This window comes from Lederbergia citrisecunda, from assembly GCF_018343695.1.
GTDB classification, from domain to species: domain Bacteria; phylum Bacillota; class Bacilli; order Bacillales; family Bacillaceae_C; genus Lederbergia; species Lederbergia citrisecunda.
In genome coordinates this window covers 3,055,940-3,080,370 of record NZ_JAGYPJ010000001.1, presented here as the reverse complement: position 1 = coordinate 3,080,370, position 24,431 = coordinate 3,055,940, and the positions used below count along the sequence as shown (strand labels likewise).

Sequence of the window (24,431 nt, the reverse complement as noted above, 5' to 3'; positions counted from 1 at the left end):
AATGAATAATTATGGATATAATCGAAAACGTGTCTACTAAACTTTTAAAATAAAAATATTTTTTTCCCAACACTTTTTAGATGCCAAACGTTATCTATACGAAAGCAATTATTCCAGCAAAAAATGACGAAATGAGTGAGCCATATGGAAGCGAGTGATCTATATGAAAAGTTAAAAACTGATCTTCATCGATTTGCTTTATCGATATCTCGGCATGAGCATGAGGCATACGACCTTATCCAAGATGCCGTAATGAAGTCATTGAAAGAAACCGAACTTTTTAGCTTACCAGAATACAAACAGAAAGCTTGGTTCTACCGCGTCATGAAAAACAAACTCATTGATGAACGAAGAAAAGAAAATCGTTTATCAGAATGGGAAGAGGATTTCGATATATCTGTTCCAGCATATACCGGAAATCATATCGAGATAGCAGAGCTATTATCACATCTTCCAGCAGAATTAAGCGATATTGTTTTTAAACGGTACTGGATAGGACTAAATAGCAAGGAAATTGGGAAGCAACTAGGACTCCCGCCTTCGACGATAAGGTATAAGCTTCATATGGCGATCAAACGCTTGCGACACATAATAGAAATGGAGGAAAGAAAATGATGAAACAGCGAATTGGAAATATAGGATTATTAAATTTAACAAACGCAACTGAGGAAAGCATTCAAGGAATTGAAGGGATTGATAATGTAGGGCTTGTTATCTATAAGAAGGAAAACGCTCATCTTTTATCAGCTTTAAATATTGAGAATATTGGAAAGACCGTATCAATTCGGGATGGATATGCCTTTTTCAATGGAATATTGAACATTGATCAAGCTTATATAGAGTCAATCCAAGAACCTGTAAAGCTGTTCATAAACGGAATTGTCATTATTGATAAAAATGTGCAAGCAGATCAAATAAAAAAGGAGTTATTCCACTTTATTTTGAATGGGAAAGTATACAGTCCAGCACATCTTTCAGGATCTGTAAGTAACCTTTTTGCTGATGGTGAGCTTAATGTCACTACTTATCCAGGAGAACCACCTCGTATTGAGAATGGAAAGTTTACACTATCCAATTCATTTCTTCAATCTCTAGAAAGTCAGCAATATTTAGTCGTGAATGGACTTCTCACATTTTCCCCTGATCTTAATGTGGATTTATTTAATGAAAAAATTAGTAATATGGAAGTTCACGGAAAAATTATTATTCATGAAGAACAAGAAGCTTATTTATATAAAAAAATGGCCTCACTTGCGACATCACCTGCTGAAGTCATTCCTGCAGGCTTCGAATTGGTTGAGAGTCAACTTCGCTTAAATAGTCGGTCGATTCGCCGTTTTAAAAATAAAAATATCATGACGAGGAGACCAATCGTGATTGATGCTGACGTTTCCCGAGAAGCTCTTTCGAATGCTTTTTCAAAAATCCATTCATCATCAATTATCATTTGTCACGAGGACGTTGAGGATATCATATACGAATTATGCAGCCTCTTGGATACAGAAGTACTAGCGTACGACAAATCCTTCATCTTAATTGAAAATGAAGAGGAATGGTCAAACGACCAATTTCTAGCTTTAAAGGAGCCTTCAAACTTCATTGTAAGAGGTGAGCTTACGCTAGATGAGGACGTTGATTCGGAGGTGCTACAAGAAAAAATAGTAGCAATTGATTTGATGGGCGAAATCATCGTTTCAAATAAAAAATTAAAGGGGAGTCTACAAAACCTTCTTAGATTAAATGACGGAGAAATTACAGAAAGAAACAAAACCAAGGATGAAAAATCATCTTATTTAAATAATATTGGCGAGCTCTCCCTATAGGAGGTATCAAAATGTTTTTCTTCTTAGAAACGGAAGCTAAGCAAAGAATTTATGAACTTCAACAAGAGTCAGAAACTCAAAGATTGTTGAAAAAGAAAAATGAAATGCTTTCCACTGAACAATCTTTGTCTACAGTAAAATCTGTAAGAAAAAAGCAAAGTAGCTTATGTCAATTAAATGAGCTAAACCATGATCTTAACTAGATCATGGTTTTTGTTGTTATTTTAGAAATTATTAAGTGGAAATATTGTAGACATCATTAGGAAAATATTATTGTCCAGTTTCAGGAGCCATCGGCTCGAGGTCAAATGTTCTATTCCACTCAAAGTCAAAGAGCGACTTTGGTGGAATAGAACATTTGCAAGTCGTTAATAGGCAGGCGCCTAATGATTGTCTAATTACATATCATGACTACTATTTTTCTTCTGTCGTGTATGGCTTTGATTTTTTACTTTGTGGGATCCACTTAATGGCTTCGGCTGGCTCGATTGATTTTGTTTAGATTTGGAAGGATTATTACTCATGGATGAATAGCCTCCGTTTGTTTTATCTTATTAACACAGAAGGGTACTGTGCAGTTCATAATTTGCCCTGTAAAATTGGATTTATTCAAGTGGAAAACGCTTCAATCTCGTGATATAGTGCAATTGAGTCTCTATACAGAAAGGACGTAATTTACGATGCAATATGAAGTACTTATTGAAGAAACTCGAAACGGTTTAGTTGAAAATATTCATAATGGGATTATTTGTGGGGTCAATGACCAGCTTCAATCTATTTATCAAGTAGGCAACGAAGAGCAATATGTTTATTTTCGTTCTGCTGCCAAACCGATACAAGCTATCCCGATATTTTTATCAGATATTATTTCAAAATACAATATAACAGATGAAGAGGCGGCGTTGTTCACAGCTTCACAACGTGGTGAAACATATCATATTGCTGCTTTGGAATCATTATTAAAGAAACTTCCTGCAAAAGAGGAAGAACTTTTTTGTCCAGCTTCTCTTCCATTAAACGCTGCTCCTAAAGAAGCGATGATCAGGGAGCAGAAAAGTAAAAGAAGGCTGTACCATAATTGTGCTGGAAAACATTTAGGATTTGTGACGATGTGTCGTGAGCTTGGCTTTCCTGTAGAAGGCTATTGGGAAGAAACTCATCCTCTTCAGCAAAAAATATTAGGTATTCTTTCGGAACTGTCAGAAGTTCCACAATCAAAGATAAAAACGGGAATTGACGGATGCGGGGTGCCTGTGTTTGCAATCCCATTAAAAAATATGGCCATTACTTACTTAAAATTAGCATGTCCAGATTTAATCAAGGATGAAAACATGCAAAAAGCGGTCAAAAAAATGACGAACGTCATGAATCTCCATCCTAATATTGTGGCATCGGAAGATTTTGTCTGCTCGGTTTTACTTAGAGACGATAATATTGTGGCTAAAGGTGGAGCGCAAGGAGTATATTGCTTCGGTTTGAAGAAAGAAAGAATTGGCTTTGCTTTGAAAGTTTTAACAGGATCTGAAGATGTATGGCCAAATGTATTAGCTTCCATTCTTGAACAAATCGGCTATAGCAATAAAGAAACAATATCATCTTTACGAAACATTAGACCTACCGTCATAAAAAATGATGCTGGAATTATTGTGGGAGAAGTAAAGGAGAAATTTACTCTATAAGTGGGGGAGATAGGGTGAACAAAAAAGTCATTATCAATGCAAGAGTTGCAACATCTAATGATATAGCCGTGGTATGGATTGAAGATGGAATAATTGAAAAGGTGGATCACGAAACGACTTCTAAGATTCCTGAACAATACGAAGTAATCGACGCAAAGGGGCAATTATTAATCCCTGGAATGATTGACGTCCACATTCATGGCGCCAATGGATTCGATATGATGGACGGAACAAAAGAAAGCATCCTTGAAGTATCCAAAACATGTGCTTTAACAGGCTGCACTTCTTTTCTTGTAACCTCTGTTTCATCATCAATAGAAGATCTTATGCTCATGATCAGAAATGTTAAAAACGTTATCGGTACAGAAAAGGGAGCTAAAATTGCCGGTATTCATTTGGAAGGCCCGTATTTAAATGTAAAGCGAAAAGGAATGCAAAATGAGTTGTATTTACGCCATCCCAATATTGATGAGATGAAGGAAATCTTATCTGAAGCGGGTGACCTCGTTAAAATGGTAACCATTGCGCCAGAATTACCGGGTGGGATTGAAATGGTGGAGTTTTTAAAAGATAAGGGAATTATTGTTGCTATTGCCCACTCAGATGCTACGTACGAAGAAGCAAAGGAAGCCTTTTCGAAGGGGGCGAGTCATGTCACTCACTGCTTTAATGGAATGCGCCCAATTCATCACCGTGACCCGGGACTTGTTGTAGCTGCCTTTGAAGAGGAGCATGTAAGCCTTCAAGCTATTGTCGATCACGTACATCTTCATCCAGCCATCGTTCGCCTTATGCATCGAATTAAAGGACCGGAAGGGGTTGTCTTAATTACAGATGCGTTGCAAGCCATGTATATGGGGGATGGAGAGTATAAATTTGGGGGACATAACGTTACAGTGGCTAATGGAGAAGCACGATTGGCTGATGGAACACTCGCTTCCAGCACTGTCACAATGAATGAAGCATTGGGAAAAACGGTGGAAAGTGGAATTCCGTTACATGATGCCGTTTATATGGCAGCAACGACACCTGCAACTATTTTAGGGATGAATACAAAAGGAGTAATTGCTCCACGAATGGACGCAGACCTCGTTATGCTAGATTCTAATTACAATGTTATATGGACAATGATAGAAGGAAAAATGAATTAATTGAAAGGCCGCTATCTCACGAGTAGATAGCGGCCTTTGCTTTAACTATTTTTTCTTTTAGATGTAAGCTGGTAAGGAAGAATGATGAGACATAGATACGCATATCCCGCACTAAGTCCAGCAATGATGTCAGTTGGGTAATGTACACCTAAATACATTCTGCTGATCGAAATAAGAACGATGAGCGCAATGGTGACAGTCAACCATACATAATAGAGCTTCTGGCCCATTTTTAATATATAGAGAAACAAATAAAATAGGAATCCAAATACTACGATTGAACCCATCGCATGTCCGCTTGGAAAGCTATAGCCACTTTCGTGAATCAAGGGATTAAGGGAGGGACGCTCACGATGAATCCATCCTTTCAATAAGTGGTTTAAGCCGGTCATTCCTAGGAATGCTAAGATTAAAAATGTAGATTCCAGATATTTCTTCTTAAGGATTAAATAAATTAACACTACTACTGAAAGTGGGATGATAAAGTGTTTAGATCCTAATTCCGTGAAAAAGTAAAAGAATCTATTTAAAAACGTAGTTCTTATTCCTTCAAAAAACTCAAGAGTATTGACATCGATTTTTCTAAAAAATGCAAGATCATATGAAAAAGCAAGTCCAAAAAATACTATTAAACTGATGATCAAAAAAATCTTTTTTGCCACAAGATAATCCTCCGTTCTGGAAAGTTCTTTATCACTTTATATTTTTGCTTTATTACATGTCAACTTTTCCAGAACAAAGAAGACCTCAATCCATCATTTCTGCGACGATTTCATAAGAGCGTAATCGATCTTCCTGATAATAGATTTGTGAGTTTATTATAATTTCATCTGCTTCCGTTTCTTTGATAAAGGCTTCCAGTTTTCGTTTCACTGTATCATAGCTACCGACAAGGGTAGAACGAGAGTCGAGCGTTTTTTCAATATGTGCACGTTCAATTGGAGACATGACATCCTCCATGTTTTCAACGGGTGGTTGCAATTGCGTTGGACGATTTCTGATTAAGCTTAAAAATTGCTGCTGTTGTGAGGTTGACAGCCACAGTGCTCTTTCATCCGTATCTGCAGCGATGATATTGATGCCAAGCATTGCATACGGCTTATTAAGAACAGCCGAAGGTTTAAAGTTTTCACGGTATATCTTTAACGCTGGCAAAACATAATCAGGGGCAAAATGACTAGCGAAAGAAAAAGGCAAGCCTTTTTGAGCCGCAAGCTGTGCGCTAAAACCGCTGGAACCTAGGAGCCATATTGGAATATTCAAACCTTCACCTGGAATAGCGCGAACTTGGGCATTAGGATTAAGTTCAAAATATGCTTGTAATTCCTCTACTTGCTGCGGAAATTCCTCCGCTCCTCTACCTAAAGTTCGTCGAAGTGCATATGCAGTTCCTTGATCGCTGCCGGGCGCCCGACCTAAACCAAGATCAATTCGTCCTGGGTATAAAGATTCCAGTGTACCGAACTGTTCAGCGACGACAAGTGATGCGTGATTAGGTAGCATAATGCCGCCTGCCCCCACTCGAATTCTCTTTGTTTCACCTGCAATGTGACCAATCAGGATGGAAGTAGCAGAACTAGCGATCCCCGGCATATTATGATGCTCCGCTAGCCAATAACGATTAAATCCAAGAGCTTCTACACGCTGTGCCAACTCTACACTATTTTTAAAGGACTGTTCCGCAGTGCTTCCTTTTTTAATAGGAGCCAAATCAAGAACAGATAAGGGAATGTCATTAAACAATTTTCGATGGCCAGTCATTCTCTCACTCCTTAGTTAACTTTTGGCGTTGTTAAATTTGTATGTTGATTTTCGCTCCTATCAATATGGTAACGAAATCCACAATGGGTATTAACACACCATTTGCTTTTAAATAAATGATAGGCCGATTCCTCCATTCAGTCCAATGATTGGTTTTGAATTGTCTATTCATCTTTTCAAAAGCCGTTCATTCGCTTTCTATTGCCGTTGGATTGGGTTTTATTCCCGTTCAAGTGGCGTCTATTCCCGTTGGACAGTGTTTTATTCTCGTTCAAGTGGTTTCTATTCCCGTTCAATCAGGTTTTATTGCCGTTCATGAGAACTCTATTTTCGCTCGGCATGTTTCTATTGTTAAAACGTCAACGAGTAAGGCGCTACCACTTTTCTTTTTTTAATCCTGATTATGTGTATTATTCCTTCTTTTGTAAATAATAACTTCAACACTTTGGAGAAAGGAGTTATGTAATGAGTGAACAAAAAGGAAATAATCAAATGACGCGCCGAGAGTTTATTCGAAAAGGAAGCTATGTTGCGGGTGGAGCCATTGGTGGGGGAGTATTGGGAGGATTGATTACTCAGCAGGTTTTAAGGCCGACTAATAAAAATCAAGGTGCTGCCCCTCCGGAAAAAGGAGAAGTAGAACGATTTACACAAGCAATGATGTATTTTTCAAATCCTGAAGATTTTAATGTTCTCGCTGAAGCCTCAGAACGAATATTTCCAGCAGATGACCTAGGTCCAGGAGCTATAGATTTGGATGTTCCTTATTATATTGATCATCAGTTAGCTGGAGCTTGGGGGCATAATGCTCGAGATTATATGATGGGGCCATTCTATCCGGGAATCGAAACACAGGGGTTCCAATCTCACTTAAAAAGAAATGAGATTTTTACTCAGGGAATCGGAAAAATAAAAGCGTACAGCCAGCAAAAATATAATAAAAGATTCACTGAACTTACAGATCAAGAGAAGGATGAAGTGTTAGCAGCGTTTGAAAAAGGTGATGTTCCGATGGAAGGAGTCACATCTAGCGACTTTTTTACTTTGTTTCGAATGGGTGTTTTAGAAGGTGTCTATGCAGATCCTCTTTACGGAGGAAACAGAGATATGGCTGGTTGGAAAATGAAGGGCTTTCCAGGTAATCAAATGAGCTATTTAGACAAAATTGAAGCAACAGACTTTTTGGAAATTGAGCCAGTTAGCCTTCACGCCCACATGCCTTCACATGGCAAATGACACTATATGTAAATCGAGAAAGGAAGAATAAAGTGGCGAAAACTTTACCGAAAACAGATGTTGTTACAGTCGGAGTAGGTTGGGCTGGTGGGATTATAGCAGCCGAATGTACAAAAAACGGTTTAAAGGTTGTTGGATTGGAAAGAGGTGGGGGTAATCGAGATACAGCCGATTATTCAATGGTCCACGATGAGCTGCGATATGCCATTCGCTATGATTTAATGCAAGATGTATCAAAGGAGACGATCACTTTTCGGAATAAACCTGACCAACGTGCATTGCCGATGAGGCAGTTGGGTTCTTTTTTACTAGGTTCCGGAGTGGGTGGGGCAGGTGTTCATTGGAATGGACATACGTTTCGCTTTTTACCATATGATTTTGAAATTAAAACGAAAACGATTGATAAGTACGGTGCGAAAAAAATTAAAGACGGCTATTTCATCCAAGACTGGGGCATTACGTATGATGAACTCGAGCCTTATTACGATAAGTTTGAAAAAACATGCGGTATTTCTGGTGAACCGAATCCATTAGGAGGTAAAAGAAGCAGCGACTATCCAACTCCTCCTTTGAAAAATACAGTAATGACAAATAAGTTTAGGGATGCAGCAAAAAAATTAAATTTACATCCTTTTGCATTACCAGCCGGAAATTTATCCCAAGCCTATACAAACCCTGATGGTGAGCAGCTTAATGCCTGTCAATATTGTGCGTTTTGTGAGCGCTTTGGCTGTGAATATGGAGCAAAATCTTCTCCAAATGTAACGGTCATTCCAACTGCGACCAAAACAGGGAATTTTGAATTGCGAACACACGCCAATGTCGTTGAAATCCTTCATAAAGGTGGAAAAGCTACGGGTGTGAGGTATATTGACACCGTCAAAGGCGAGGAAGTGATACAGCCAGCAGATGTTGTTGTCATAACGAGTTATGTAATGAATAATGCGAAGCTTCTACTCGTTTCAAATCTAGGAAAGCCATATGACCCGAAAACAGGGGCAGGAGTGATTGGAAAAAACTATTGTTATCAACTTAATCCAGGGACAACAGGATTTTTTGAAAAGGAACGTTTTAATTCATATATGGGTGCAGGTGCTCTTGGCCAAGTGGTGGACGATTTTAATGGCGACAATTTTGATCATAGCGATGTCGATTTCATTCATGGAGGATCTTTTGTCGTCAGTCAATCTGGATTTCGGCCGATCGCAAGTAATCCGGTTCCCCCTGGTACACCATTATGGGGAAAAGAATTCAAACAAAAATCCATTAGATATTATACAAGAACGATTGATGCATGGTTTCAAGGGGCTTCGATGCCACATCGCAACAACTTTCTTGATTTGGATCCAACTTTTAAAGATGCGTACGGCGTACCTCTGTTGCGGATGACATATAACTTTACGGAGCAAGATCGTAAATTAAACGATTATTTAAATACTAAAAGTGATAAAGTGATGAAAGAAATGGGCGCAGATACGCTTACGAATTATGGAGCACTGCAAGATTACAATATTGTTCCGTATCAGACAACCCATAATGTCGGTGGAGTCGTCATGGGAGGAGATCCAGCTACATCAGCAGTGAATAACTTTTCACAAATGTGGGACGCTGATAATGTGTTTGTCGTTGGCGCATCTTCTTTCCCTCATAATAGTGGCTACAATCCAACTGGAACATTGGGGGCGCTCGCCTATAGAGCTGCGGAGGGAATACAAAAGTATAGTAAAACTGGTGGACAACTCGTATAAAAAGTTTGCTTTCATGTAGAAGAAAGGAGAATATATATGTTTTTTCAATCAATAGGAGTTCCTGGTTTAATTATCATATTAATTATTACGTTAATCTTGTTTGGTCCTAAAAAGCTTCCGGAGATAGGAGCAGCTTTTGGAAAGACGTTATCCGAGTTTAAAAAATCCGCAAATGAAATTATGAGCTCTAATGAAACGGAGAAAAAAGCAGAAGAAGTCATTCAGCAGGCAACGGATCCAGTCAAAAAGTGAGGGATCATGATGGATGAAGAAAAAGCGTTAACGGAACATTTGGGAGATTTACGGAAAGTGATTATTTATTCTGGTCTTTTTTTCATCATTTGCTTCGCTATCTTTATTATTTTTATTCAGCAAATGATTCCAGTCATTACAAAAAGTCAAAAATTGACGATGCTCGGGCCATTAGATGTTATTCGTTTTTACACAGGGATTGCAGGCAGCTTAAGTTTAGGCATGTCTGCCCCTTTTATTGGCTTTTTGCTTTGGCGTTTTATCCAGCCAGCTTTGACAGAGAAGGAAAGTAAAAATGCGATTAAATATATTCCAGCTATGCTTCTTAGTTTTATAAGTGGACTTTCATTCGGTTACTTCGTAGTGTTTCCCTTTGCTTATCAGTTTCTAATGAGACTAGGCACTAACAATTTTGAGATGATGATTACGACTCAAAGCTATTTTTCCTTTCTTTTAATGACAACCATTCCGATGGGTTTCTTATTCGAAGTTCCATTCGTTCTAATGTTTTTAACAGCCGTTGATATCGTCACCCCAAGCCAATTATCAAACATAAGAAAATATGCCTATGTGGTCATGGCGGTTGTTTCTGCTATTATTACGCCACCAGATTTTGTATCACAATTAATTGTGTTGTTTCCGTTGTTCATTTTATATGAAATCGGCATCGCCCTTTCAAAGTTTGTTTTTCAAAATAAAGAAAGAAAAGATATTCAGGAAGAACGAATTCCGCAAGTATAACATCAGGAGTGAAGAATTCATATGAAGAAGCTTGCGTTAGTTCTTTTATGTATTTTTATTTTGATGCTTCCTTCAACAGTTTCGGCTGAGCGGAAAATTCCTATATTGATATATCATTCCATTGATGAATTTAAAGGCCATGGTGTTGAAGATTTATATGTAAGTCCGGCAAATTTCGAGAAGCAAATGATTTATTTGAGGGACCATGGCTTTACCTTATTAACTTTCGAGCAGTGGAATGATGCGAAAAACATTGATAAACCTATTTTTATTACTTTTGATGATGGGTATAAAAACAATTTAAATGCCTTTGCTATTTTTAAAAAACTAGAGACGAATCATTTTAAACCGAAGGGGACCATTTTTGTCATATCCGATTTTGTCGGTCGTTCAAATCGTTTATCGTGGTTGGAGTTAAAAAGGATGGCAGATTCATGTTTATTTTCAATCCAGTCTCATACTGCCAATCATCCGGATTTGAGGAAGATAAAAGATTATGAATATGAATTGAAGGTATCGAAAGAAAAAATTCAACGTATTACGGGCCATCCAGTTATCGCACTATCCTATCCGTATGGATTATACAACGACAAAGTATTAGCAGAAACAAAAAAGTACTACTCCTTTGGACTGACAACCATTCCAGAACCTTTTATCGAAAAGGGAATACAAGATGAACGATATCTTTTACCGAGGCTTTACGTAAAGTACTCGACTACAATTGAGGATTTTGCAAAGTTGGTAGATAATAAGTGACACGCTTTGACATGGGCGTGTTTTTTCATTTATTATTATTTCTACAAAATGTCAACAGGGGGCTTATATGCGTCTAAATAACTATATTAGCTCAACAGGGCTTTGCTCGAGAAGAAAAGCGGATGAATTAATTGCCCAGAAAAAAGTAAAGGTAAATGGTGAAATTGCCGTTTTAGGACTTGTAGTTGGGCCAGAGGATAAAGTAGAAGTAGAGGGTAAACTATTAACAAAGAAACAACAAGATGTTTATATCGCCTTGAATAAGCCGGTAGGAATCACTTGTACGACCGAAAAGCATATAGAAGGGAATATTATCGATTTTGTCAATCATCCAGAGCGGATTTTTCCCATTGGTAGACTTGATAAAGACTCAGAAGGCCTCATTTTACTTACTAGTGATGGAAGTATAGTGAACGAAATTTTACGAGAAGAAAATCATTATGAGAAAGATTATATTGTAACCGTTAATAAAGAGATCACTTCTGATTTTATTACTGGCATGGTAAATGGTGTTAAGATATTTAATCCAGTAAAAAAAGCTTACACAACAACGAAGAAATGCAAGGTTGCAAAAATAAATGATCGTAGCTTTAAAATTACTCTTTCGCAAGGTCTCAACCGCCAAATCAGGAGAATGTGCTCTCATTTTGGCTATAAAGTAGTCAAACTGAAGCGAGTACGGATAGCGCATATTAGTTTGAATAATCTTCCAATCGGGAAGTGGAGAGACTTGAGTGAGGAAGAAGTAACTAAGTTTAAATCAAGAATATAAAGGTAAGAATCTGGGGATGGATACTAAATCTTACTTTAAAAGTTTAATGCACACTATAGATTAGAAGAGTAGCAAATATAAGAAAAGCTCCTAAATTAGAAGGATAGGGACATAAGTAGTTTCCCTAATTCAACTTCACTTTAGGAGTTTTATTAAAACAATCTAATTAAATAGTTATTGTAATTATTATAGTGCTTTATCATCGACTTGATCTAGCCATGCCTGAATCGTATCAATGACTGATGCTACGCAACCATCCTCAAATGGTGAAATCAGATTAGCCTCTTTCACTAAGCCAGTAAAGGATTTGCTACCACCTTGTTTACATAGGTGAATGTAATCTTTCCATGCTTCTTCATGATTTTCTTGTGATTTTTTCCAAAATTGAAATGCACAAATTTGCGCAAGTGTATAATCAATGTAATAAAATGGTGATTCATAAATATGACCTTGTCGTTGCCAAACTCCACCATTCTCTAAATATTCGTTTCCATCATAATCACGATGTGGTAAATATTTTTCTTCAATTTTTTTCCATGCTTGCTTTCTTTCAGCAGGAGTTACTTTAGGGTTTTCATAGACAAAATGCTGAAATTCATCAACTGCAACACCATATGGTAAAAATAATAGTGCTCCACTCAGATGTGCAAATTTGTATTTATTTGTTTCCTCTTGAAAGAATAATTCCATCCACGGCCATGTGAAAAATTCCATACTCATTGAATGGATTTCACAAGCTTCATACGTTGGCCAGCTATATTCAGGAATTTCAAAATCACGGCTTGAATAGACTTGAAATGCATGGCCCGCTTCATGTGTTAAAACATCAATATCTCCAGAAGTACCATTAAAATTGGAGAAAATAAATGGCGCATTATAGTTTTCAATATATGTACAATAGCCGCCACTTGCTTTTCCCTTTTTCGCAACTAAATCCATAAGGTGATTTTCATTCATAAAAGTGAAGAATTCATCTGTCTCCTTCGATAACTCTGAGTACATTTGCTTACCATTATTGATAATCCATTCTGGTGCACCCTTAGGAGTTGCATTACCAGAAACAAATTTAAATCCTTCATCATAGAATTTTAATTGATCAACACCGATTCGCTCCTGTTGACGTTTACGTAATTTAGATGCTAGTGGTACGATGTATTCTTTCACTTGATCACGGAATTTTGCAACCATTTCTGCATTATAATCTGTACGGGTCATACGATAATAGGCAAGTTCAACAAAGTTACTATATCCTAGTTTTTGCGCGATTTCTGTTCTTACCTTTACTAACTCATCGTAAATCCGGTCGAATTCCTCTTCATGCTCAGCAAAAAAACCAAATTTAGCATCACTTGCTTTTTTTCTCATTTCCCGATCTTTCGATTCCATAAATGGGTCGATCGTTGCAAGAGTTCTTTCTTCCCCTTCGAACATTATTTTTGCGGATGCAACAAGCTTTGTGTACTCAGAGGAAAGCTTGTTTTCTTTTTGCAATAGCGGAATAATATCTGGAGAAAAAGTTTTAAGTTGGCATTCAGCTAAATCAAATAATTGTTTTCCCCATTTATTTTCTAGTTCAGAACGAAATTTTGAGGAAACTAGTGCTTCATAGTATTTAGAAGTGAAACCTTCTATAATAGGAGTAATTTCATCCATATAATCATTTTCATTTTTGTAAAATTCATCATTTGTATCAATCGTGTGTCTAACATAACAAATATTGAACATCGTCCCTAGATCATTACGGATTTCATTTATTTTATTCATCGCTTCACTTTGTTCTTCCACATTTACCGCATTTTTGAACTTTTCAAGGGCAGCATTAAAAGTTAATTCAAATTCGTCAATATTAGGTCTGGTATACTTGTAGTTTTCAAATTTTACTGTCATTATGAGCACCTCACTAAATTTTCAATCCTTTTATACTTCTATAAAAGTGAAGAAAAATCCTTTCATAAAAAAATAATACACTTTTATATATTAAAGCTTTTTATATAAAATTTAAAAATTATTTTTACCCATATACTCACAAAATATGTTATAACAAATTTAAGGGCTTTCAAATTTTAATGATAGGAGGATCCACATGCTTGATACTCCAAGTTTAATTATTGATGAAGTAAAGATGCAACGAAATATTGAAAAGATGGCCGAAATCGCTAAGAAAAATGGTGTATCGCTTCGCCCCCATACAAAGACTCATAAAATTCCTGACATTGCTAAAAGGCAAATTGCTTCCGGAGCCAATGGAATCACAGTGGCAAAGGTAGGGGAAGCGGAAGTGATGGCCCAGCATGGCATTCATGATATTTTTATCGCGTATCCGATTGTCACCGAGTCAAAAATTGAAAGGGTTGCCCATCTGAGTAAGTCTATCAATCTCATAGTTGGTGTTGATAGTCTTGAAGGGGCTACCATAATTTCAGAGGTGGCGAAACGTCATCAAATCGTAATTCAAGTTAGGCTTGAAGTGGATATCGGTTTTAGAAGAACGGGTGTCCTATATGATGATGCGATTAAGCTCGCTGCCGAACTGCAAAATATGGACAATATAGAGTTCCAAGGGATTTATACGTATCGAGGATTTTTTATGAATGGAAGACCAACATTAGAGTTGGAAAAAGCCGGTATTGAAGAAGGACAATTAATGGTTGATCTGGCTGAGCGGATGCGAAATGAAGGAATCCAGGTACGAGATATAAGCGTTGGATCCACCCCTACGGCTCCATATGCAGCGATGGTCAAAGGAATTACAGAAGTACGACCTGGTACATACGTTTTTTATGACCGGATGCAGGCAGAATTAGGTTCATGTTCACTTGAAGAATGTGCAGCCTATATTCGAGCAACAGTTGTCAGTCGTCCTTCAGACAACTTAATAATCATTGATGGTGGTAGTAAGACGTTTGCAACAGATGTTGGCCCAAATAGTGATCCGTTATTTTTAAAAGGATTCGGGCATATAATTGAAGCTCCTCATGCCATTTTCGAACGATTATCGGAAGAACATGGCATGATCCAAATTAACAAAGAGGATAGGTTTAAGGTTGGGGATATCGTCCATGTCATTCCAAACCATATTTGTAGCACAGTCAATTTACATGACAAGGTTTTCCTAAAAGATGACGACCAATTCAAAGAAAAAATCGTTTACGCTCGTGGAAAACTCTCATAAGGTGTGTGAATAATGCTCGATTGTCTAATTAAGAACGGTAAAGTTGTGGATGGATCTGGCAACCCTTGGTTTTATGGTGATATTGGAATTAAAGATGGAATGATCGTAAAGGTAGGTTCCATAGACCAAGAATCTTATCAAGTAGTAGATGCTAAAAGACAAGTGATTTCACCAGGTTTTATCGATGGACATTGCCATTCAGATTTAATGATTTTAAATTACCCTAATAGCGAAATTAAGCTGCAGCAAGGTGTAACAACAGAAGTAGTTGGAAATTGTGGACTTTCTCCTGCTCCTTTTTTTGGTGAATACAAGCATTTGCTTAAAGAATATGTTCAACCCGTCATCGGCTCTTCAAGAATTGAGTGGTCGTGGAATACGGTTGAGGAGTACGTGGCTACAATTCGAAAGGCACGACCTGCTGAAAATATTACTACGTATGTTGCCCATGGGACATTAAGGATTTTAGTGATGGGTTTTGCCAAAAGAGCGGCTACAAAAGAAGAAATCGAGCGGATGAAGGTACTGCTTGAAGAAGGGTTAAAGGCTGGGGCGATTGGCTTATCCATTGGACTTTTATATGCACCAGGCAGCTATTCTTCAAAGGAAGAGATTGCAGAATTATGTTCAGTCCTGCCAAAGTATAATGGTCTTTTTTCCACCCATATTAGGGGTGAAGGAAATAACTTAATTCCTTCTATAAAAGAAGTGATTTGGATTGCCGAAAAAGCGGGTGTCCCATTGCATGTAAGCCATTTGAAGGCAGCTGGGAAAAGGAATTGGGGATTAGTTCAAGACGCGATGGAAATCATTACGGACGCTAGGGAAAGAGGCCTTGATGTAACTTGTGATGTGTATCCATATTCGGCAAGTTCAACTATGCTGTTAACGGTACTTCCTCCGTGGGTGCTTGAAGGCGGAGTTCAACAAACACTTAACCGTTTTAGGGATAAAACAATTCGTGAAAAAATTAAAGATGAATTAAGTAGAGAGCAGGATGACTGGGATAATTTAGTCTGTTCAACTGGCTGGAACAACGTCATGATTTCCTCTGTACAAACTGAGAAGAATCGTAGTTTAGAAGGAAAAAACATTGCAGAAATAAGTGAGATGAGAGGAATTCATCCCGTTGACTGTATGCTTGATTTATTGTTAGAGGAAAATGGGAACGTTTCTATTGTTTATTTTCTTATGTCAGATGACGATGTTAGACAAGTCGTGAAATGGGATAACTCTTTGATTGCATCCGATAGTTTACATTGTGACACGGGAAAACCTCACCCTAGACTGTATGGTTCATTTCCAAGAATTTTTGCGAAATATGTTAGAGAAGATCGCGTTTTATCCTTGGAACAAGCTGTCCGGAAACTTACATCGTTTCCTGTTAAGCGCTTTAATTTGGGGAAACGGGGACTAATTGTTCCAGGCTATGCGGCGGATATTGTTGTGTTTGATCCACACACAATCCAAGACGAGGCAACGTATCAAAATCCCAAAAACTACCCGAATGGGATTAGTTATGTTTGGGTGAATGGAAAAATGACGATGCAAAATGGAGTGCATACGAACGTAAGGGAAGGTGTTTTCATACCTTCAAGTAGTTGTTGTAACCATTAAGTATAAAAGTTGAAAGGGGATTCTTATATGTCAAAAATTGAACAAAAATTACAAGAACTAGGGATTACATTACCGATTCCGGGTGAACCAAAATTTTCATACATTCCATGTAATCAAACGGGGAACTTAGTTTATACCTCCGGGCAGGATTGCCGAATTGATGGAGAATTAATGTATACGGGTAAACTTGGCCCAGACTTGACGACTGAACAAGGTCAGGAAGCGGCTCGTCAAACAATTATCAATTGTCTAGCCGTAATAAAGGCACATTTAGGAGATTTGGATCGAGTAGTGAAAATTGTAAAGCTACTTGGATTCGTTAATAGTGCTCCTGGATTTGCGGATCAACCATATGTAATGAATGGAGCGTCTGATTTATTAGTAGAGGTATTTGGTGAAAATGGCAAGCATGCACGTTCAGCTATTGGTACGAGCGAACTTCCTTTTCATACACCAGTTGAAATTGAATTGATTGTAGAAGTTCGTGATTGAAATGCTAAGTATAAATAAATAAAAACAGAAGGGGATAGATACACGATGCGTTATGTATTGGGTGTTGATGGGGGCGGAACGAAAACATACACAGTGATTACTGATGAAAATGGAAACAAGGTAGGAGAAGGATTATCTGGAAGAGGAAATCATCAAGGTCACAGCATAGAAAGTACGTTAAAAAATATAAAAGAATCGATTGATCAAGCATTAGAGATGGCTGGACTACAATATAGCGATATTTCTTTTGCGCAATTTGGGCTAGCTGGTGCCGATCGACCATATGATTTCTCCATCCTATTGCCTGCACTTGAAACTTTACCATTTGAGTCTTGGGATTTAGTTTGTGACACGTATGAAGGTCTTAGAATTGGCAGTAAAACGAATACCGGCGTGGTGCTCGTCTGCGGAACGGGAACGAATGCTGCTGGAAGAAATAAAGATGGAATGATCATTCAAACAGGTGGAATGGGATATCTATATGGCGATGGGGCTGGAGGAGCCGACATGGCACAACAAACGTTTCGTGCAGCCGTTAGATCTTGGGAATTCCGAGAAGGTCCTACTATTTTAACGAAAAAAGTACCTGAGTTTTTCGGTTTTGAAAATATGGAACAGCTTGTAAATGACTATTTGGACCGCGAAATTTATCGGGTGACTGCAAGGTTGACCGTCGTTCTTCATGAAGCTGCTAACGAAGGCGATGAAGTCGCCATTCGAATTTTAAGAGAAACAGGAAAAGAGTTAGGGATTGCAGCCAACTCCGTCATTAAGAGATTAGGTGGCTTTGCAGGAGAAAATGTTCCTATCGTATTAGTAGGCTCTGTATTCCAAAAAGGAAGAGATCCGTATTTACTAGATTCACTAAAAACAACTATTGAAAAAGAAAATAAAGATATTACACTCGTCATTCCTGAAATTGAACCCGTTTATGGTTCGGTTCTTTTAGCGATGGATCATTTAGGAATTGAAGTGGCTGATGAGGTTTATGAGAAATTTGAATCCTATAAAATTGATTATCATAAAGAAATAAAAGCATAAGTTAACAATTACAACTTTAGAAACGGGGTAGTTTAGATGGTTAGTCAAATTTTCAGAGGGAATATGAATGACCCATATTTTGCTCTTACTTTCGATGATGGACCACATCATGTTCCATTGGAAAATTGGTTAGAAGCGTTAGAGCAATGTGGGGCAGTCGGTACTTTTTTCTTTACAGGTGAGTGGATTGATCGACATCCTGATAAAGCAAGAATGATCATTGAAAGAGGCCACGAGCTTGCTCCACATTCTTATTATCATAGAAGGATGGCTGAAATACCTAAAGATGTCTTTTTAGAAGAAATTAAGCAAACTGAGTTGGCGTATCAAGAAGCAACTGGAAAATCATGTCCAACATTTATGAGGTTTCCGTATTTAAGCTTTAGAGAGGAAAACTTGGATTGGCTATCTGAACTGGGATATGTGGATATCGAAGGTGACGACTCCGGAGATTGGGCGGGGTTGACATCAGAACAAATTATTGAGAATGTAACACCTTTTTTCAAAAACGGCGCAATAGTCGTTTTTCATGCGAATGATGCAGCGAAAGGTACACCTGGTTCTTTAAAAGCTTTAATTCGCAAGGGCCGTGAGAAAGGCTTGAAGCCTGTCAAAGTATCTGAAATATTGACTGGTTTGGATATGACGCCTTCAGAGAGAACTTGGAAGATCTCAATCGATGTTCCAACTCCAGAAAAGATCACACACACAATCCAGACTTGGCAAGTAGTAAAAAATAAAGAAGAACTTCAAATATTAGCACAGCAGTCTATGGAATGGGGAATTGCCCAAGCTCCTACTGGGATGGATTCTGAAAATAAATGGCTTAACCAGTTATCAGAACCACTTACAGTAAACGGTTTAACTGAGGACCGAGATTTGTTTGTAGGTTGGGTTATGGCAAATGAATATTGGGGCTATGCACGAATCGCAAGAAAAGATAATGAACTCATTCTTTTGGACTTTGCAACAAGAGAAGCTCAAGCAGATGCTATGGTTTATTTGCTTCGTTGGACAGCAAAGAAAGCAATTGAATTAGGCTGTACCAAAATTTCAGCCACCCGCGAAATGCGTAGATTAGAAAAAATGTGTGACCAACTTGGTTGGGATTCTGTTATTGAACTTGATAATTAAGGTTTGGCGCCATTACGGATAACTCGTAATGGTGCTTTTTCCTGTGGAGGTACCATCAATATAAGAGATTTAAAATATAGGAATATATGTTCTGTACATGTGTAAATGGAAATGATATGATTTCCGTAACAACATATGAAACGCTTAAAATTTCAAAGTTTTCAATCACATTTTTTAAAAAGAGGAGGAATGTATTTGAGTAACTTAAGACAAGGGTTAGTAGGTGAATATTTATTTAACGGGAATGCTGAAGATACTAGTGGAAATGGTCACCATGGCAGGGTGGAAGGTGCTGCTTTAACAACCAACCGTTTTGGGGAAACAGATCAAGCTTATGCCTTTTCCGGAGAGGGAGATTATATTGTTTTAGACCCCCCACCAGCACTAAGTCCAGAAGCATTTTCAGTGTCTGTTTGGGTGAAATACGATGAGGAAACAATCCTAAAAGGATGGAATAATGCCATCATTTCACAGGACGATCATGGTCGTCAAAAGAACAATTCCCAACGTGTATTTCAGCTAAGCACTAAAGGTGATTTTTTTACATGGCATCGAATGGGGGCGCGTGATGTAGTTGGAAAGCATCCTATTCAGCAAGGTGTATGGTATCACGTGGTTGCGATTTATAACGGAACTCATCATAAACTTTATGTAAATGGGGAATTGCAGGATGAGCAAATAGGAAGATTTGTACCAAATCTGGAAGAACCTATTTTTTTCGGTAAGAAGAATTCCAAGGAGAAACGATTTTGGTTTCATGGAATGCTTGATGATATTCGAATATATAATCGGGAACTCTTAAATAATGAAGTTTCTAATCTCTTTACGGAGAATGGGTACTCCGGGGATCCGCAAATGAGACCTATTGTTGTTCGTAGGAAAAGAAAAAGCATAAAAGAAACAAGTAAATTTCCATTAAGGAATACGCTTGAGCGCCAACAATTGAATTGGAATGATTGTTATAACTCGTTCGCCCAAGCCTTGGATGGAGCTATAAAGTATTCGAACAAGTCGATTAGCTTACAGGATACTTTAGCATATACGGGCCAAGCATTTTTCATTAATGCAGGGAATGCCTCTATTTTACCGATGGATGTTTTTGGAGATGGGAGTTTAGTTCGAGCTGCACTGAATAATCTCGGTTTCGATATGGAGGTGCTTTCGGCTAATATTTATGGTGGAGATTGGGAAGAAGATACTGTTGAAAAAGCACTCGATATGATTCGTGAAAGTATACAACGTGGTCTCGCTGTTGTAGGGTGGAATCTTGATAACTATGAACACGGACTGATATATGGGTATGATGATGAGCGGAGAATTTTAAATATTCATGATATTAATGCACAAAATGGTGGAGAACTCTCCTATGATGAATTCGGAAGGCGAACACGAAATGGAGAGCCAATTAATCCAGAAATGTTTGTATTGGTACTTAAAGAGCGGAAAGAGACTCCACATTTAAACGTTACAAGATATACCGAAGAAGAAGATGCAAGCTATCGTAAAACTTTAAGGACTGCGCTTGACATCGCCATTACTCACATAGATGATGAGGGACAAGAAGAAAACGAGAGCAAAAACGGAATTGCTGCCATTGATGCCTGGATCTCAGCTTTTGAGCTGGGTTCAGCACATGAGTTTTTCACTAGTTATAACCTCTTATGGATTACATCTTCACGACAATATTTAATTCCTTTTTTTACTCAATCTGCCATTACACATTGTATGGCAATTCAAGATAATACACTCCAAGGATTGATGATGAAAGCAGCTGAAGTTTATATGTTGAGCTATCAGGCTTGGGTTAGGATGCGTCAATTATTCCCGTTCCCTGAAAGTGCAGACACATCTGATCCTCTATTGAAAGCTGAAGCTATTAAAATACTTCTTGAAGCAAGAGCAGCTGAAGTGGCTGGGTTAAAAATATTACGAGATATCGTGAGACACTTGTACAATGACTTTCCTAGCATTGGCAAACAGATAGTTGGTTAATTCTAAAAGGGCGTTCTAAAGAAATAGTTTTTATGCACTCTATGCTAATTTTTAGTTCTATCTAAAGGCTATTAGTGCCGTAGACTCTAATAAATTTGCAATTTAGTAGTTTTAAAAAAGACGGTGAGAAAACAATAAAGGAGAGTTGATCATGCTAACGTCGCTTGAACATGTGCAAATTCCAGTTCGTCAGATGGGCCGGGCAATACAATGGTATACCGAACAATTGGGGTTCCGATTAAGTAGCCGCGATGGCGAGCGAATTGCATTCCTAGACTTGCCGGAAGGACCATGCCTGATGTTATGGCAAACAAATGACGATTCAACTTATGCACATTATTTAGTAAATGGGATAGATTTTCCAGTCCTGTTATTCCGAACATCAGAGATTCATGAACTTCATGAACGGTTGACAAAAGTTGATACCAAAATCCAACTGTATCAGGATGACGGTTTTGCTTGGGTACTTAAATTTTATGATCCCGAAGGTAATCTATGGGGCGTTCTACAATTTAACGAATCACCTAAGTAAATTTTCTTTCTTAATTCTGTAGAAGTAGATGCCCAATAGTAGGGATTGAGAAACCTCAAAAAAAGTTCGCGATGAAATCGAAATGGAAAGTTTCATCGCGAACAATAAAATGAGAAAACTACAAATTTTCATCGTTAATCAAAATTCAAACCTGCACTTCACTCATAATCGCATGTGTATTGTCTTCAGTATCCTTAAAAAACGCCATCCACGTTTCAACGCTTTCCATTTTAGCAATTAGATGGGGTTCATCTATAAAAGTAACTCCTTTTGCCTTTAATTTCTCATATGTATTATGAATGTTTGCAACCTGGAAATAAATAACCGAGCTAGGATGGGCGAATTCTTCCTTTTCAGGGAGACTTAGCAAAAGTCTAATTCCATTACATTCAAAGAAAGCCATTGTATCTGTGTTAAAAAGTAACGGTAATTCTAGCGAATCCTTATAAAACGATAATGCTCTTATAAGGTTTTGAACAGGGACACCAATTTGACCAATTTTTTGCATTCCAGTGTTCATGATTTTCGCACTCTCCCATTTTTTTAAAAGCATAACATAAAAAAGAAAGGGGGAACCCTCTTTCTCAAATAATAAGTAATAAACTTATAGCCATAACGACCATGCCACTTACTAATCCAAAAATGGATGTATGAGCTTCATCATATTTTTTAGCAGCAGGTAATAAGCCATCGAGAGAAATAAATACCATGATCCCAGCAACAGCTGAAAAGATTATCCCAAACATCACATCTGTTAAAAAAGGCATTAAGATAAGGAATGCCATTATTGCGCCGATAGGTTCTGACAAACCAGATAAAAAGGATAATTTAAAGGCTCTTTTACGACTCCCAGTTGCAAAATATACTGGTACTGCAACGGCAATTCCCTCTGGAATATTATGAATGGCAATGGCAATAGCAATAGCGATTCCTAGGCCGGGGTCCTGTAATGCTGCTGTAAAGGTTGCAATTCCTTCTGGGAAATTATGAATTCCAATGGCTAGCGCAGTAAATGCTCCCATTTTTAATAATGCATGATCATTAATCCCATTTCCTTGTTTGTCCATTTCCTCCACCTTTTTTAGTTCGTGTGGATTTCCTTGTTTTGGAACAAACTGGTCAATTAAAGCTATTAGCAGCATTCCTCCGAAAAATCCTCCAACAGTCGCCCAGTTTCCTTTTTCTATCCCTAGAGCGAGAACAAGAGAATCCTTCGCTTTAACAAAAATTTCAATCATGGATACGTAAATCATGACACCAGCTGAAAAACCTAAAGAAAAAGATAAAAATTTAGTATTCGTTGTGGATGTAAAAAGTGCGAACAGGCTCCCAATTCCTGTCGCCAATCCTGCAAACAGTGTTAATCCAAATGCAAGTAATACATTTTCTGTCATTCTTTTTACTCCCTTTATGATTCATATGGCATGCGCCTTCTATTTTTATAATCTATGCAAAAAAATTGGAATGTTCCTATGAGGAAAAAATTTACGCATAGGGAAAATTTGTTACTCCTATCATACAATATAAGTTCTGCATGATAAATGGCGATGACTATGAACAGAATCGATATATTTTAATTTAATAGATTATGATATATGTCTAAAGTCACATGACTTTCATTGAATTGTAGAATTTGCATATGTATAATAGAGGTAATGAAGCATAATATGGGTATGACCAGGTGTGCCACCACCCGGTCAAGCAATTGCACACCGCAAGAAGAGCGGTTGACCTTTGAAAGAACAAGAATGGCCGTCCAATCCTTTGGTCTAGGGGGACGGTCATTTCTTTTTGGAAATCATGACGACCATCGTAATTATGAACGTAAGGAATGTGATCATTCCAACACAAAGTTGTATCATAAGACTCATCGATTCGAATATCGTCATTGGCATCACCTCCTTTATGGAGAAGTAGCCACCCGCCCGCCCTGCTTATGCAATTACTATTTTTATCTTATCACAATCAGAACATACGTTCGAGTATTTAAGAAAATAAATTTATATAAAATAGAATAAGAATAAAGTCAAAAATAGAAAGGAAACAAAAAATGCTCACATTTGAAGAGAAACAAGCAATTATAGAATCATTTCCCCACCTTTCTAAAAAGGAAGTTTCAATGAAGCGGTTGAATTATCATTTTGCGGATAGTTTATACGATAAAACAGTTGTAGTTTATCATCTACATCCAAATGGAAATGGTTTCGTCTATGTTGGAGATTTGCCTCAATATCAAGCTGATCATAAAGGTCTCGTCAATATTAGGGAAGCTACTGAAGAGGAACTTCGAAAAATGATAAAGGATTCTATTCAATACTTATCGGAAGAAATCGTGGATAGTAGTGAAGTGATAAATCTACAAGAGTATAATTGGAGTAACGAAGAAGGGCAGACGCTCGTATTAATACATGAAGATATGCTTTGGAATATTTACGCTGGTCTAAACTTAGTTGATAGTTTTGGTTCGAAAAGCGATGCGGAAAATTACTTGGAGGAAGAAGGTTTTAAGCAAATATCATAATAGGAGGAGCG

25 protein-coding genes are annotated in these 24,431 nt (G+C 37.7%); 19 read left to right on the top strand and 6 right to left on the bottom strand.

The annotated features are described in order from the left end of the window. The first annotated feature begins 144 nt into the window (after positions 1-144). Genes KHA93_RS15050 through KHA93_RS15040 form a run of 3 tightly spaced genes read left to right on the top strand, consistent with a single transcriptional unit; the run spans position 145 to position 2,026 of the window. Positions 145-615 carry an RNA polymerase sigma factor gene (locus KHA93_RS15050; RefSeq protein ID WP_213111480.1) on the top strand — a complete coding sequence of 157 codons (471 nt, stop codon included), beginning with the start codon at positions 145-147 and terminating at the stop codon, positions 613-615. Continuing rightward, positions 612-1,823 carry a hypothetical protein gene (locus KHA93_RS15045; protein WP_213111479.1) on the top strand — a complete coding sequence of 404 codons (1,212 nt, stop codon included), beginning with the start codon at positions 612-614 and terminating at the stop codon, positions 1,821-1,823. Before KHA93_RS15050 ends, KHA93_RS15045 begins: the two co-directional genes overlap by 4 nt. Positions 1,824-1,834: 11 nt before the next feature. After that, positions 1,835-2,026 (top strand): hypothetical protein, encoded by a 192-nt coding sequence (locus tag KHA93_RS15040; RefSeq protein WP_213111478.1) that lies wholly within the window; start codon positions 1,835-1,837, stop codon positions 2,024-2,026. A 195-nt stretch (positions 2,027-2,221) separates the two neighbouring features. On the opposite strand, the gene KHA93_RS15035 is transcribed toward KHA93_RS15040, so the two are convergent. Continuing rightward, positions 2,222-2,347 (bottom strand): small acid-soluble spore protein P, encoded by a 126-nt coding sequence (locus tag KHA93_RS15035; RefSeq protein WP_213111477.1) that lies wholly within the window; start codon positions 2,345-2,347, stop codon positions 2,222-2,224. A 156-nt stretch (positions 2,348-2,503) separates the two neighbouring features. Here KHA93_RS15035 and KHA93_RS15030 point away from each other — a divergent pair, with 156 nt between their 5' ends. Next, positions 2,504-3,502, top strand: coding sequence for an asparaginase (locus KHA93_RS15030; protein WP_213111476.1), 999 nt, complete (start codon positions 2,504-2,506; stop codon positions 3,500-3,502). 14 nt (positions 3,503-3,516) lie between these two features. Beyond that, complete coding sequence (gene nagA / locus KHA93_RS15025) at positions 3,517-4,653, top strand: N-acetylglucosamine-6-phosphate deacetylase (protein WP_213111475.1); 1,137 nt, start codon at positions 3,517-3,519, stop codon at positions 4,651-4,653. A 41-nt stretch (positions 4,654-4,694) separates the two neighbouring features. On the opposite strand, the gene KHA93_RS23570 is transcribed toward nagA, so the two are convergent. Then, positions 4,695-5,315: a phosphatase PAP2 family protein gene (locus tag KHA93_RS23570; RefSeq protein WP_213111474.1), complete on the bottom strand. Its 621-nt coding sequence runs from the start codon at positions 5,313-5,315 to the stop codon at positions 4,695-4,697. 85 nt (positions 5,316-5,400) lie between these two features. Beyond that, positions 5,401-6,414, bottom strand: coding sequence for an LLM class flavin-dependent oxidoreductase (locus tag KHA93_RS15015; RefSeq protein ID WP_213111473.1), 1,014 nt, complete (start codon positions 6,412-6,414; stop codon positions 5,401-5,403). A 465-nt stretch (positions 6,415-6,879) separates the two neighbouring features. On the opposite strand from KHA93_RS15015, the gene KHA93_RS15010 reads away from it, so the two are divergent. The 6 genes from KHA93_RS15010 to KHA93_RS14985 all read left to right on the top strand — a co-directional run bounded on the left by KHA93_RS15010 (position 6,880) and on the right by KHA93_RS14985 (position 11,919). Beyond that, a complete protein-coding gene (locus KHA93_RS15010) occupies positions 6,880-7,650 on the top strand; it encodes a gluconate 2-dehydrogenase subunit 3 family protein (protein ID WP_213111472.1) in 771 nt (256 codons plus the stop codon). A 32-nt stretch (positions 7,651-7,682) separates the two neighbouring features. Then, on the top strand, positions 7,683-9,398 hold the full coding sequence (locus KHA93_RS15005) for a GMC family oxidoreductase (RefSeq protein WP_213111471.1): 1,716 nt from the start codon (positions 7,683-7,685) through the stop codon (positions 9,396-9,398). 36 nt (positions 9,399-9,434) lie between these two features. Beyond that, positions 9,435-9,650, top strand: coding sequence for a twin-arginine translocase TatA/TatE family subunit (tatA, locus tag KHA93_RS15000; protein ID WP_213111470.1), 216 nt, complete (start codon positions 9,435-9,437; stop codon positions 9,648-9,650). Positions 9,651-9,656: 6 nt separating this feature from the next. Next, positions 9,657-10,391 (top strand): twin-arginine translocase subunit TatC, encoded by a 735-nt coding sequence (tatC, locus tag KHA93_RS14995; protein WP_213111469.1) that lies wholly within the window; start codon positions 9,657-9,659, stop codon positions 10,389-10,391. Positions 10,392-10,412: 21 nt separating this feature from the next. Beyond that, positions 10,413-11,147: a polysaccharide deacetylase family protein gene (locus KHA93_RS14990; protein ID WP_213111468.1), complete on the top strand. Its 735-nt coding sequence runs from the start codon at positions 10,413-10,415 to the stop codon at positions 11,145-11,147. 67 nt (positions 11,148-11,214) lie between these two features. Then, positions 11,215-11,919 (top strand): pseudouridine synthase, encoded by a 705-nt coding sequence (locus tag KHA93_RS14985; RefSeq protein WP_213111467.1) that lies wholly within the window; start codon positions 11,215-11,217, stop codon positions 11,917-11,919. 186 nt (positions 11,920-12,105) lie between these two features. On the opposite strand, the gene KHA93_RS14980 is transcribed toward KHA93_RS14985, so the two are convergent. Beyond that, positions 12,106-13,806, bottom strand: coding sequence for a M3 family oligoendopeptidase (locus KHA93_RS14980; RefSeq protein ID WP_213111466.1), 1,701 nt, complete (start codon positions 13,804-13,806; stop codon positions 12,106-12,108). A gap of 196 nt (positions 13,807-14,002) precedes the next feature. On the opposite strand from KHA93_RS14980, the gene KHA93_RS14975 reads away from it, so the two are divergent. The 7 genes from KHA93_RS14975 (at position 14,003) to KHA93_RS14945 (ending at position 21,899) form a co-directional block, all read left to right on the top strand. Further along, entirely contained in the window at positions 14,003-15,091 is a 1,089-nt protein-coding gene (locus KHA93_RS14975) for an alanine racemase (protein WP_213111465.1), read from the top strand. Positions 15,092-15,103: 12 nt separating this feature from the next. After that, positions 15,104-16,708 carry an N-acyl-D-amino-acid deacylase family protein gene (locus KHA93_RS14970; RefSeq protein WP_213111464.1) on the top strand — a complete coding sequence of 535 codons (1,605 nt, stop codon included), beginning with the start codon at positions 15,104-15,106 and terminating at the stop codon, positions 16,706-16,708. 27 nt (positions 16,709-16,735) lie between these two features. Next, on the top strand, positions 16,736-17,200 hold the full coding sequence (locus KHA93_RS14965; RefSeq protein ID WP_213111463.1) for a RidA family protein: 465 nt from the start codon (positions 16,736-16,738) through the stop codon (positions 17,198-17,200). 45 nt (positions 17,201-17,245) lie between these two features. Next, a complete protein-coding gene (locus tag KHA93_RS14960) occupies positions 17,246-18,241 on the top strand; it encodes an N-acetylglucosamine kinase (protein WP_213111462.1) in 996 nt (331 codons plus the stop codon). A 36-nt stretch (positions 18,242-18,277) separates the two neighbouring features. After that, positions 18,278-19,375 carry a polysaccharide deacetylase family protein gene (locus tag KHA93_RS14955; RefSeq protein ID WP_213111461.1) on the top strand — a complete coding sequence of 366 codons (1,098 nt, stop codon included), beginning with the start codon at positions 18,278-18,280 and terminating at the stop codon, positions 19,373-19,375. Between the two features lie 195 nt (positions 19,376-19,570). Next, positions 19,571-21,367 (top strand): LamG domain-containing protein, encoded by a 1,797-nt coding sequence (locus KHA93_RS14950; RefSeq protein ID WP_213111460.1) that lies wholly within the window; start codon positions 19,571-19,573, stop codon positions 21,365-21,367. 151 nt (positions 21,368-21,518) lie between these two features. Then, on the top strand, positions 21,519-21,899 hold the full coding sequence (locus tag KHA93_RS14945; RefSeq protein ID WP_213111459.1) for a VOC family protein: 381 nt from the start codon (positions 21,519-21,521) through the stop codon (positions 21,897-21,899). A 145-nt stretch (positions 21,900-22,044) separates the two neighbouring features. Here the strand turns inward: KHA93_RS14945 and KHA93_RS14940 are convergent, their stop codons facing one another. Beyond that, the gene (locus tag KHA93_RS14940; protein ID WP_432806318.1) at positions 22,045-22,452 is read right to left on the bottom strand and encodes a VOC family protein; all 408 of its coding nucleotides are present in this window, start codon (positions 22,450-22,452) and stop codon (positions 22,045-22,047) included. 31 nt (positions 22,453-22,483) lie between these two features. Further along, entirely contained in the window at positions 22,484-23,293 is an 810-nt protein-coding gene (gene zupT / locus KHA93_RS14935) for a zinc transporter ZupT (RefSeq protein WP_213111458.1), read from the bottom strand. 656 nt (positions 23,294-23,949) lie between these two features. Here zupT and KHA93_RS14930 point away from each other — a divergent pair. Continuing rightward, positions 23,950-24,420 carry a hypothetical protein gene (locus tag KHA93_RS14930; RefSeq protein ID WP_213111457.1) on the top strand — a complete coding sequence of 157 codons (471 nt, stop codon included), beginning with the start codon at positions 23,950-23,952 and terminating at the stop codon, positions 24,418-24,420. The last annotated feature ends 11 nt before the right edge of the window (positions 24,421-24,431 follow it).